This is a genomic window from Paraflavisolibacter caeni (assembly GCF_025628885.1).
Classification (GTDB): domain Bacteria; phylum Bacteroidota; class Bacteroidia; order Chitinophagales; family Chitinophagaceae; genus Flavisolibacter; species Flavisolibacter caeni.
This window is the reverse complement of the sequence record NZ_JAOTIF010000003.1, coordinates 151,106-163,466: the sequence shown is the minus strand read 5'-3', so window position 1 is coordinate 163,466 and position 12,361 is coordinate 151,106. Positions and strand designations below refer to the sequence as shown.

The window sequence follows — 12,361 nt, the reverse complement described above, 5'->3', positions numbered from 1 at the left end:
GACAAACAGTTTCCCCTTATTGTCAATATATACTACGACATGCACATTACAATGATTCAAACGGATTACCAGCCCTTGTTTTGCTTAAAACCTTTATTCACTTTCAGCTCGCTTGGAGGAATGGGCAGTAGTTCCCTTCCAGGAACATAGCCTTCAAACTCTGGATCGTTTTGTTTTAACTGCGTCAGCTTTGTTGCATCCTGCAGCCAGCCCCAGCGTTTGATATCATCAAACCGGTGACCTTCCAGGCTAAACTCCAGTAAACGCTCATGCGCTAGCTGATCGCGCATTTGTTGTTGTGTCATATTGGGTTTTACTGTAGCCAGGTCGGCTAAACCTACACGACTTCTTACTTTCTGAATATATGGATAAGCCTGTGAAGTTTGGCCCAGTTCGTTCAAACATTCAGCATACATCAACAGGATGTCTGAATAACGCATCAGTCTTTCATTCATACCAGAGCGCCAGTCAAATTCATTGGCCATTGTTTCACTGTTCTGGTATTTAGCAACAAACAGGTCGTTCAGTTTGACAGCATCATTTGCATAGTAGGTAGCAAAATCCTGTCCATACAGTTTCAGCCCTGGTTTGTTGTAAAACAAGGTAACCGTCAGGCGGGGATCCTCAGCACCAGCAGTGGTCTTCTCTTTCTGAAACTCGTTAAAAATAAAGCGAGTGGGCTGTACGTCTGTCCAACCAAAGCCGGGAGGACCATAGGTAATAGCACGTGCAGATGTTTTACCCCATGAAGAGTTGGGAACACCTTGCCAGCCAAGATCCTTTCCACCTGCATCACGGTCAAACTGCACTTCGAAGATGGATTCTTTATTGTTTTCAGTAGCCAGTCTGAAATTATCCTGGTAGGCTGGCATCAGGTCATATACATTCAGGTCAATGATTGCCTTGAACTGGGCGGCAGCCTCAGTATATTTTTTAGTAAACAGGTAAGCCTTACCCAGGTAACCTATAGCAGCGCCCTTGGTAGCACGACCTAATTGGTTTTGATCCGGACCTGAAACATTGGTATAGGAAACTGGCAGCAATTCAGCTGCTTTTTTAAAGTCAGCAATCACCTGTTCCCATCCTTGTTGCTCAGTAGACTGAAGCACAAAGAAGTCATCGTTTGATTTGGGAAAGTGCGTAGGAAGTGCAACGTTACCATACATATTCACCAGGTGGAAGAAATACAAACCACGGAGGAAATATGCCTGACCTAAAACCCGATCTTTTAATGCCGCTTCCATTTCAATACCAGGAACATTATCAATAACCTGGTTTGAGCGGGCTACACCTTCATAATAGGCGTTGAAGGCCCAGCCAAACAGAGCCGCATCGTTGATATCCAGAGCGAACTTTCCTGTATTACGCATCTGGCCCCAGGGACTGTTACTCTTTACATCATCACCACGTGTATCTAGTAAGAAAGGCGTACTACGCATATAAGTACCTTCTACCAACAAGCTACCGTAAGCAGCATTCACACCTTTAACGGCATCATCAGATGTTTTCCAGAAGTCGCCGGAAGTAACGGCGTTTGGATTTTCCTGGTCCAGCTTCTTGCTGCAGCTTGATGCAAGCAACGTCAGACCTAAAATTGGGGCGATATATGTTGAACGTAAGAATTTCATAATAATAAGTTGGTGTTGAAAAATGATTTTATAAACCTAATTGCAAACCAAAAATGATAGAACGTGGATTAGGGAAAGAACCATAGTCAAAGCCCCTGTCAAACGTACCATTGCTGATGAAGTCCGGATCGTAACCTTTATACTTGGTAATGGTTAGCAAATTCTGACCAGACAGGTTTACACGCAGGCTTTTAATCGCCTTAGTTCTTTCCAATAAGCTGGCAGGCAAAGTATACCCGATCTGCATACTCTGGAGGCGTGCATAAGATCCATTCTGAACAAAGCGGCTGGAGAACCAGTTGTTCTTATTAGGATCACCAATTACCGGACGCGGAACATTGGTATTGGTATTTGTCGGCGTCCAGTAGTTCAAAGCATCAGCATGCTGGTTACCGTAATCGCCAGTCATCAGGGCAGCATAAACACCATTATTCACTTTGTTGCCATAACGCCCCTGGATAAAGAAGGAGAAATCAAAGTTTTTATAAGTAGCGCTAAAGTTGAAGCCGTAAGACAACTTTGGAATTACCGAACCCAGGTAAACGCGGTCACTGTCATCGCTTATTCTCTTGTCTCCATTAATATCCTTGTACATGATATCCCCGGGAGCTGTTTGAGCTTGCTGGTAAGCATGTTTGGAAATATCGCTGGCACTTTGGAATATGCCTTCTACCTGGTAGCCATACAATTCACCAATAGAACGGCCTACTACAGTGCGGCTTCCTGCGCCTTCAATATACTCTACAGTCGGCCCCAGGCCTATCACCTTATTCTTTTGTGTATAAGCGTTGGCATTGACATTATATTTCAACTGGCCTGCCTGTCCATTATAGCCTAATGTGAATTCCATACCTGTATTTTGCATGGAAGCAACATTGGTCCAGATAGAACTAGGCACAGAACCTACAGAAGCCGGGATTGGAATAGTAGCCAACATATCTTTTGATACGTTTTTGTAATATTCCGCTGTAAAAGTCAGCTTATTGTTCAAAAAAGCCATATCGGCAGCTACGCTGGTAGTATTCCGCTCTTCCCACTTTAAGGATGGATCTACCTGTGTCACTGTAGATGTACCTAAAGCAAGAAGCTGACTGCTGGAACCGGTAGTGCCAAACAAATAATTTGCGCTGGTATTGATATAAGACAAATAAGAATAGTTAGGCAAAGGACCCTGGTTCCCCAGTGAACCATAACCACCTCTTAATTTCAAACTACTGATAAAGGCAGGAAGCTGAATCCAATCTTCATTACTCAGGTTCCAGGCTCCTGAAAAACCACCGAAATTACCCCATTTGTTTGCTGGGCCAAAGGCTGAAGAACCATCTCTTCTCACGTTAACTGTAAGCAGGTAACGGTCATCATAGTTATAATTCATACGTCCCAGGTAAGAAAGTAACACACGGGTTGCTTTCCAGTCTTCTGTAGACTTCGCACTACCAGGAATTTGAGAAAATGCTCTTTTTGGCAAATCTGTAGCATCCTGGGCTTTGTTTAAAGTCCATGAATTGTTGTCCTCCTGGTAAGTATAACCTGCTAAAAAGTCAACCTTGTGTTTTCCTGCCAGTAACAGGTATGTTAGTGTGTTTTCAGCAAGCTTTGAGTTATCAAATCCTCTTTGTTCCCTGAAATAATAATTGTTATTCAGGTAGTAAAAACCCATATCAAATCTTGGCTCAAAGTGCGTATTGAACCAGTCTGCACGATCATAACTCAGGTTTAACTTGTATTTTAGATTCTTAACGATTTCTACTTCACCCCAGATGTTTCCTAACATCCTGTTGCGGTCGTTCTCATCTTCCACTATGTTATTCAGACCTACGGGGTTTTGTGAGATAGCGCGGTGAATTGTCTGGTCACTACCACCATAACCACCTAAACGTTTTTCATCATAAACTGGTATTGTTGGAATAGCGGTCAGCATACCTGTGACAGTGCCACCAAATACAGCGTGTCCGTCTGTAACACCATAACCCACTTTATGCGATTGCGTATACGCTACTTTTCCGCCGAAGCTTAACCTGCCTTTTTTACCCTGGAAAACATTATTCAATGTATAGCGGTTATATTTCTGAGGACCGCTTACTGTACCGGTTTGATCGAAGTAACCGAGCGATGTATTGAATGAAATGAATTCATTACCACCCGACAAGTTGATATTATGGTCCTGGATAGTGCCGGTTTTATACATTTCGTCCTGCCAGTTGGTATTGATGTTATTGACATAAGCAGGATTTGCAGGATCGTTGGCTGGAGCCAGGGTAGCAATTCCAGCATTCTTTTCCGCAACCGATACATATTTTTGGTATTGCTCCCGGTTCAGCACAGGAATTTTCTTGGGAACACTCTGAAAACCATAAGTTCCGGTGTAATTAACTCTTAAGGCACCTGATTTACCTTTCTTCGTTGTAATGATGACAACACCATTGGCACCACGGGAGCCATAGATAGCACCGGCAGAGGCATCTTTCAATACCTGGATACTTTCAATATCATTGGGGTTAAAATCATAAGGGGCACCCAAGGGCACTCCATCCACAACCCACAAAGGATTGTTATCCGCAAAAGAGCTCGCACCGCGGATCTGGATATTTACAAAGCCGCCTGGCTCACCAGAGCCTTGCACGGAGATACCTGCAGCCTGGCCTTGCAGTTGCCTGGCAACATCGTACGAGGCCGTTTTCTTAGCATCATCCACTTTAATCACTGCCACAGATCCTGTCAGGTCTTTTTTACGTTGTGTACCATAACCAACTACGACTACTTCATTCAAATTATTGGCAATTTCATTAAGCCGAACTGAAATTTGCTGGCCTCTCAAAGCCATTTCCTCTCCCTGGAAACCTACACTGGTTACAACAACTGTAGCATTTTCAGGAGCCTCAATGATAAAAGCTCCGTTCGCATCAGTGCTGACACCATTGGATGTTCCCTTCACAATCACAGTAGCACCCGACACAGGTTCGCCCTTTACATTAGTAACAACTCCTTTAAAAACTCTTTTTACTGATTGTTGAGCCGAAGCAGTGTGGCTCTGAACGATTAGTGCTGCAAAGAGAAGGCTGCATAAGCCGCTCTTCAACAGCGAACGACAAGTCAATCGCATAAACTGTAAGATTTAGTAATTAAATTCCAAATGGTAATGTGAAATTGACGCTTATTTCTTTTCTCGTATATCCATATCTTCTCAGTTTTTCTTCAAAAATTATCAAAATGGCTTATTACGGATTTTCAAGGCAATTGCATGACTTCTAAACCGTAAAAAATACCGTTCTTAGTAGAAGTTTATCTTTACATCATTAATATGAGCATTTGTGAATAAGGGACTTTTGCTTGCAGCTTGCTGTTTCTTCTTTTGGTGCAGCCTTAGTGCACAACCGTATTATTTCAGGCGGTACCTGGTAGAAAACGGCCTTTCCAATAACGCGGTGATTTGTAGTATCCAGGATAAAAAAGGATTCCTTTGGTTTGGTACCAAAGATGGACTGAATAGGTTTGATGGTTATACCTTTAAAGTTTTCCGTAATAACCCAGACGAAAAGGGCAGCCTGGGCAGCAACTTCATACATAGCTTATATGAAGACAGAAATGGAAAAATATGGGTTGGAACAGAGAGAGGCCTCTATAAATATGATGAAAGCACGGAAAGTTTCCAACTGGTTGAACCTACAGCACATGGTCATATCCGGGAAATCATGATGGATCAGTCCGGGAACCTTTGGTTTATTGAAGAGTTTACACTCTACAAATACAATGAAGCAAAGAGGAAATTAGAAGACTACAATCAAAACCAATATTTTGAAGCTACCTCACTATGTACAACTCCCGACGGTACACTTTGGGTATCTACATCAAACGGGCTCTTAAAAAAATATAATCCGGCCAAGAACTCCTTTACCAGTTACGATCTGTTTGACCATTCCCAACCTGTTGTTGCTCAATGGATTGAAAAGATCCACGCTTCCAATGGCTCCATTTTTATTGGCACCTCCAACCAGGGTGCCAAAATATTCGATCCTAAAACATTCACCTACCAGGACATTCTCACTTACAACACGGACAGAACGGCCATTTTTGTCAGGGACTTTGCACAAACGGCCAAAGACGAATTCTGGATTGCCACAGAATCAGGCATTTTCATATACAATCTTACCACGGGCAAGGCTGAAAACCTGCAGAAAAAATACAATGACCCATTTTCCATTTCCGACAATGCCATTTATACTTTTTGCAAAGACAAGGAAGGCGGAGTTTGGGTGGGCACTTATTTTGGGGGTATCAGTTATTACAGGAAACAGTACACTACTTTCAAAAAGTATTTTCCTATGACTGGGGAAAATTCCCTCAGCGGAAATGTTGTACGCGAAATACGCCAGGATCAATCGGGTAATCTATGGATAGGTACAGAAGATGCAGGTTTAAACAAACTGGATGCAACCACTGGCCAATTTATCCACTTCCTCCCAAAAGGTAATAAGGAAAGCATATCCTATACCAACATACATGGTCTTTTGATCAATAATGATGAGCTATGGATTGGCACCTTCGAACATGGCCTTGATATCTTGAATATCAAATCGGGCAAAGTGGTGCGTCATTACGAAATGGGGCAAGGTCCCAACTCACTAAAAAGCAACTTTATTTATACGATATACCAGACTACGGAAGGCGATATCATGCTGGGCACCACCCGCGGCGCCTTTGTTTATAACCGCGCAAGTGACGATTTTACGCCCCTTCATGGTATGCCTCAGAACAACTGGTATTCAGCTCTGTTGAAAGACTCAAAAGATGTTGTATGGGCCGGCACCTATGGTAACGGGGTGAACTTCTATAACACTGCTACTAATGAAAGCGGCAATTTCAAATATGATATCAAGGATAAATACAGCCTAAGCAGCGACAGGGTAAATGCAATTTATGAAGCCAGTGACAAGACCTTATGGTTTGCTACCGAAAACGGCCTTTGCCTCTTCAACCGCGAGCAAAACAACTTCAAAAGGTATTCTACACTCAATGGATTGCCCAGCAACTTCATTCTTTGTGTACTGGAAGATGAATTAAAGAATCTTTGGATCAGCACATCCAAAGGCTTGGTAAGTTTCAATCCCAAAACGGAGAAATTTATTATTTATACCAGGACCAACGGTTTACTTAGCGACCAGTTCAATTTTAACTCTGCCTTCAAAGACAAAAATGGCACCATGTATTTTGGCAGCGGCAGAGGCCTGATCAGTTTTCAGCCTAATCAATTTATCCAAAACACATTCATCCCGCCTGTCTACATTACCGGCTTCCAATTGAATAACCAGGAACTGGCTATTGCACAAAATGGGTCTCCTTTACATAAATCCATTACTTACACTGAAAAAATTACCCTGGAACACAATCAGTCAACCTTTAGCATTGACTTTGCAGCCCTGAGTTTTACTGCTCCGGAAATGACAGAATATGCCTATAAAATGGAGGGGCTCGAAAAAGACTGGACCTACCTGAAAAGGAACCGGAAGGTGTATTTTACAGAACTGGCTCCGGGCAACTATGTTTTCAAGGTAAAAGCTTCCAATAATAGTGGCATATGGAATGACCAGGAAACAAAACTGCTGATACAGATTCTTCCGCCCTGGTGGATGAGTAGTTGGGCTTATGGTCTGTACTTCTTATTAGGGATTATAGGTTTTTACATCCTTATTATCAGCTACCATAAAAAAGTTGAAGAAAAAAACAAGCGAAAATTTGAATTGCTCGAAACCGAAAAAGAAAAAGAAATCCTGAATGCTAAAATTGAATTCTTCACTAATGTAGCCCATGAAATCAAGACACCACTGACACTGATCAAGGGGCCTCTGGAGAAAGTAATTCAAAAGGCCGGCGATATCATAGAAATCAAAAACAGCCTGAAAATTATGGAACGGAATACTGAGCGATTGATCGAATTGACCAATCAATTGCTTGACTTCCGTCAAACAGAGATCCAGGGATTCCGCTTAAATTTTGAAAAGGCAAATATCTCTGAAGTTCTTGCTGATCACTTCTGCAACTTTAAGACTTTAGCAGAGCAGAAGAACCTGGACTATCAGTTAGAAATGCCAAAAGAAGTATTAATTGCATCAATTGATACAGAGGCCTTCCAGAAAATACTCAGTAATATCTTTAGCAACGCAGTTAAGTATGCAGAGAACAAAGTATTAGTACGCCTCCTACCCTTCAATCAACAGGATCAATTCTTTACAATTGAAGTGAGTAATGATGGGTACCTGATCCCTGCAGAAATGAAGGAAAAGATCTTTGAGCCTTTTATCCGCTTAAGAGAAACTGAAAAACAAAAAGGCACTGGAATAGGGCTGGCATTAGCCCAATCACTGGTGCAGCTTCATAAAGGTGTATTAGAACTAAAGGATTCTCAAAACAATATGAACGTTTTTGCATTGAAACTGCCTATGCAACAAGAAAACGAATTTGACATGAAGAGTAATAATGAAAAAACGTTAATTACATCTGCAAAAGAAAACTGATGAAGCCAATTATTCTATTAGTAGACGACCATGAAGATATTCTGGACTTTGTTGGCGAAGTATTGAGCGAGAAATACACCGTCATTACAGCTACCAACGGAAAGGAAGCACTGGACCGGTTGCATGAAGAAGCCGTGCACCTGGTGGTTAGCGATGTGATGATGCCGGTAATGGATGGTTTTGAATTGTGCAAGATCATAAAAAGTACTTTTGACTACACCCACATTCCTGTCATTCTGCTGACTGCAAAAAACACATTACAATCCAAGATACAGGGGTTGGAATTAGGTGCCGATGCCTACATAGAAAAACCTTTTTCACCGGAGTTCCTGCAAGTGCAAATAGCCAACCTGTTGGCAAATCGCAGCAAGATCAAAGAATATTTTGCCTCCTCCCCTTTGGTACACATTAAAAGCATGGCCTATTCCAAAGCAGATGAACTATTTTTAGAAAAGCTGAATGAAGTCATTTACAACAACCTGGAAGATGCAGAACTTGATGTAGAAAAACTGGCTAAGATCATGATCATGAGCAAGCCGACCTTGTATCGTAAGATCAAATCGATCTCAGACCTGACACCAAATGAGTTGATCAATATAACCCGTTTAAAAAGAGCAGCAGAATTATTGGCAGAAGGATCATACAAGATTTATGAAATAGCTGAAATGGTTGGTTATGGCTCCCAGACCAACTTTGGAAGAAACTTTCTAAAGCAATTTGGGATGTCGCCTTCAGATTACCAGAACATGAAACAACCTAAGAGAAAGTAATTGTATATTGATCATTTGCTGGTGTTGCAGTTGAAATAGTTGACAGGCCATTTTGCTGTATCACAAATTTTAATTGCTCCACCAGGGATCTCTTAGTGCATGGTTTTTCCATATATAGTTGAGCTCCCATATGATAACAGGCGGCCACATTGGTTTGGTACCAGCTTGTGCTCCACATGATCACAGGTATATCTTTATAAACCGGGTGATCTTTAATTTGTTCCAGGCAATTAATACCACCTATGCAGGGTAAATGGTAATCGATAAATATCAAAGAGGGCTTTACATTACCTATCATTTCCAACAGTTGATCACTATCCTGGCTGCAGTTAATAATAGTATGAGGACTAATTTCCGCCATCGCCAATTTGAAAAGATAGCAATCATCTTCATCATCTTCGACAAGCAGGATGTTGGTAAGGAGATTTTTATTTGGCATGGTAAATCGTTACAAGTTTTCGATGATTAAAGTTCGAAATAAGTAGATGGTTTTATGTCTACAAATCTTATCATTTTTTCATCAAAAAGTCTCAATCCTATCCAGGAATCAGAGCAATCAAACTTTGAACTTTTAAAAGCCCAACACCTAATTACTTTTATATTATCACATTATTTTTGGATATTCATCCCTATAATTTTACATTAATCATTCTCAAATGACAAGAAAAATTTACAATATAGTTTTGTTGCTTCTATTACAAGGTGGTTTGTTTTATGCTGCTGCGCAAAACGGCAAAGTAAAGCAAATGAAACTTACGGACTTTAAATTGCAGTCATCATCAATTGTTGTGGCTTCCGGCAAGGATTTATCCACTACTGGATTTAAAGAAAAAGAATACTGGTTTCCTGTAAAAGTGCCTTGCACGGTACTTACAGGGCTTGTGGCCAATAATGTTTATCCCGACCCTTATCAGGGTTTGAACAATATGCGAATACCTGATGCTTCGGATAGCTTCAATCAGCGTTATAATTTATTTCAATACAGTCATTTACCCAATCAGTCTAACCCTTGGGCAAAACCCTACTGGTACAAAACTACATTCACCGTGCCCCAAAGCGATAAGGGACGCCATTTTGAACTAATTTTTAAAGGCATCAATTACAGAGCTGAAGTTTGGCTGAACGGACAAAAAGTAGCTGATTCTTCAATGATGGCAGGTATGTTTGCCACTTACAATTTTGATGTAAGTCCACAAATAAAAATAGGAGAGAATAATGCTCTGGCTGTTAAAATTTTCCCCCTGGATTTTCCAGGCGAGCCTGATAAAGAGCAACTGAAAGCACTGGAAAGTTTTTATCTCAATGGCGGCCCCACAGGTGATATTGGTAAAAACGTTACCATGCTTTGCAGTGTGGGATGGGATTGGATGCCTCCTGTGCGCGACCGCAACATGGGCATCTGGCAACCCATCTATTTAAGAACTTCGGGCAATGCAACAATTAAAAATGTGCAAATCAAAACGGAGCTGCCCAACTTGCCCGATACAAGCGTTGCAGATTTATCAATTTCTTTGTTTTTGAAAAACAACAGCCCGGTACCAGTTACAAACGGGAAACTTACCATTACTGTTTCGCCTGAATCATTTACAGGAAAACCAGTTGTCATTACTAAAAATATAAATCTTGCTTTATGGGCTGAAACAAAAGTAACGCTGGACAAAAACACCGCTAAAGAATTGGTGATGAAAAATCCGCATTTATGGAATCCAGCAGGTTATGGTAAACCGGAATTGTATCGTATGCGCATTAATTACAGTAGCAACGGTGTTACTTCCGACGATACCTCTTTTGTGTTTGGTATAAGAAGTATTGACACAAAGACTACTGATGTTAACGGATGGCTGCGCAGGGATTTTTATGTAAACGGAAAAAAAGTTCATCTTGTAGGTGGCGCATGGGTACCCGATATGATGCTCAACCGCGACAGCCTTCGCTTTGATAATGAACTGCGTCTTTGCAAAAATGCCAATGTAAACCTGGTAAGAATTTGGGGCGGTGGCATTACACCGCCAGATGTATTTTTTGATATAGCGGATCGTTTGGGATTAATGGTATGGTCCGACTTTTGGATTACCGGCGATACGCAGGGCGAATTTAAAGGATCCCCCGACTGGCCGTTCCAGTCCAATGTGTTTATCCGCAATATGGTGAATACGATATACCGCATTCGCAATCATCCCAGCTTGCTAGTGTGGACCGGGGGAAACGAAGGGCACGCCCGTAAAGAAATTTACAACGCCATGCGTGATGCTGTTGCAAGCATAGATGGCACGCGACCTTTTATTCCAAATTCATCCGGCTTTGCAAAATTTCCGGAAGATATGAAGCGCTCCTGGCCTGACGATAAAGCTTCCGGCGTGTATAGCGGCGGACCTTATGCATGGCGCGACCCAATGGATTATTACAATTTAGTAAATTCTGGAAAAGATTGGGTTTTTAAAGATGAAACAGGACTGCCTTCACAGCCCCCAATTTCCACCTTGCATAAAATTATACCCAACCTTGTGTGGGATACTACTTTGCCTTATCCGCTCAACCACACATGGGGTTATCATGATGCCTGCACAAGCCCGATGTTTTACAATAGGTATTACAATGAAATGGAAACCCGCTATGGAAAAGCGGTAAGCCTTGAAGATTTTTCAATTAAAATGCAACTTTTGAATGCCATTGGCTACAGGGGTATTTTTGAAGCGGTAAATCACAAGCTTAATGAAACCGGCGGTGTGATGTTGTGGAAACTGAATGCGGCATTTCCAAGTGTTGCATGGCAGATTTACGACTGGTATTTGCAGCCCAATGCTGGTTATTATTTCATGCAGAATGCCTGTGAACCCGTGCATATCCAATTTTGCTATGACGACTCTTCCATTATTCTTGTAAATCGATCATATGTTGCACAGCAGGGGCTTTCGGCAGAAGTGAATGTATATGATATAAATGGAACATCTGTTTTTAATAAGAATATCAGTAACCTTAATTTACCTGCGACTGATGTGAAAGAAACACTTTCGTTAGCTAATGTACTTACATCAGCGAAAGGTGTCAATTTTGCTGTATTGAGACTTAAAGATGCCAATGGAAATGTTATTTCAAGAAATATATACTGGCTGGCGCCGGGTAATAATTGCCAGTCCATGCAGGATATGAGCAAAAGCAATGTGGAAGTTAAGTTGCTAAAATCGGTTGTAAATAAAAATGAAAAGACCTTTACTTATCAGTTAATCAATACATCCAATCAACTGGCATTCTTTATTAATTTATCGTTGAACAACGCCAACGATGAAATTGCGCCATGTTTTTGGTCATCTAACTATGTTACACTTGCACCAAAAGAAAGCATGACTGTATCTGTAACTGTTCCTTTAAATACGCTGAAAGAAAGTTCCGTATTGCAAGTGAGTGGCTGGAATGTTGTAAAGCAACAAATGAAGTTGCAATAAGATTTTAC

Annotated in this window: 6 protein-coding genes; 3 read left to right on the top strand and 3 right to left on the bottom strand. The window is 41.3% G+C overall.

Features of this window, described 5'->3' with window-relative positions; translation table 11 throughout:
* Window positions 1-65 precede the first annotated feature (65 nt).
* Entirely contained in the window at window positions 66-1,628 is a 1,563-nt protein-coding gene (locus tag OCK74_RS07090) for a RagB/SusD family nutrient uptake outer membrane protein (protein ID WP_279296322.1), read from the bottom strand.
* Between the two features lie 28 nt (window positions 1,629-1,656).
* A complete protein-coding gene (locus OCK74_RS07085; protein WP_279296321.1) occupies window positions 1,657-4,731 on the bottom strand; it encodes a SusC/RagA family TonB-linked outer membrane protein in 3,075 nt (1,024 codons plus the stop codon).
* A 208-nt stretch (window positions 4,732-4,939) separates the two neighbouring features.
* Here OCK74_RS07085 and OCK74_RS07080 point away from each other — a divergent pair, with 208 nt between their 5' ends.
* Both OCK74_RS07080 and OCK74_RS07075 read left to right on the top strand, forming a co-directional pair.
* Window positions 4,940-8,140 carry a ligand-binding sensor domain-containing protein gene (locus tag OCK74_RS07080; protein WP_279296320.1) on the top strand — a complete coding sequence of 1,067 codons (3,201 nt, stop codon included), beginning with the start codon at window positions 4,940-4,942 and terminating at the stop codon, window positions 8,138-8,140.
* Entirely contained in the window at window positions 8,140-8,910 is a 771-nt protein-coding gene (locus OCK74_RS07075; RefSeq protein WP_279296319.1) for a response regulator transcription factor, read from the top strand. Before OCK74_RS07080 ends, OCK74_RS07075 begins: the two co-directional genes overlap by 1 nt.
* Here OCK74_RS07075 and OCK74_RS07070 read toward each other — a convergent pair.
* Window positions 8,897-9,349, bottom strand: a complete 453-nt coding sequence (locus OCK74_RS07070) for a response regulator (protein WP_279296318.1) — start codon at window positions 9,347-9,349, stop codon at window positions 8,897-8,899. The two genes, OCK74_RS07075 and OCK74_RS07070, sit on opposite strands and share 14 nt — an antisense overlap.
* Window positions 9,350-9,566: 217 nt before the next feature.
* Between OCK74_RS07070 and OCK74_RS07065 the strand changes: the two genes are divergently transcribed.
* Entirely contained in the window at window positions 9,567-12,353 is a 2,787-nt protein-coding gene (locus tag OCK74_RS07065) for a glycoside hydrolase family 2 protein (RefSeq protein ID WP_279296317.1), read from the top strand.
* Window positions 12,354-12,361 lie beyond the last annotated feature (8 nt).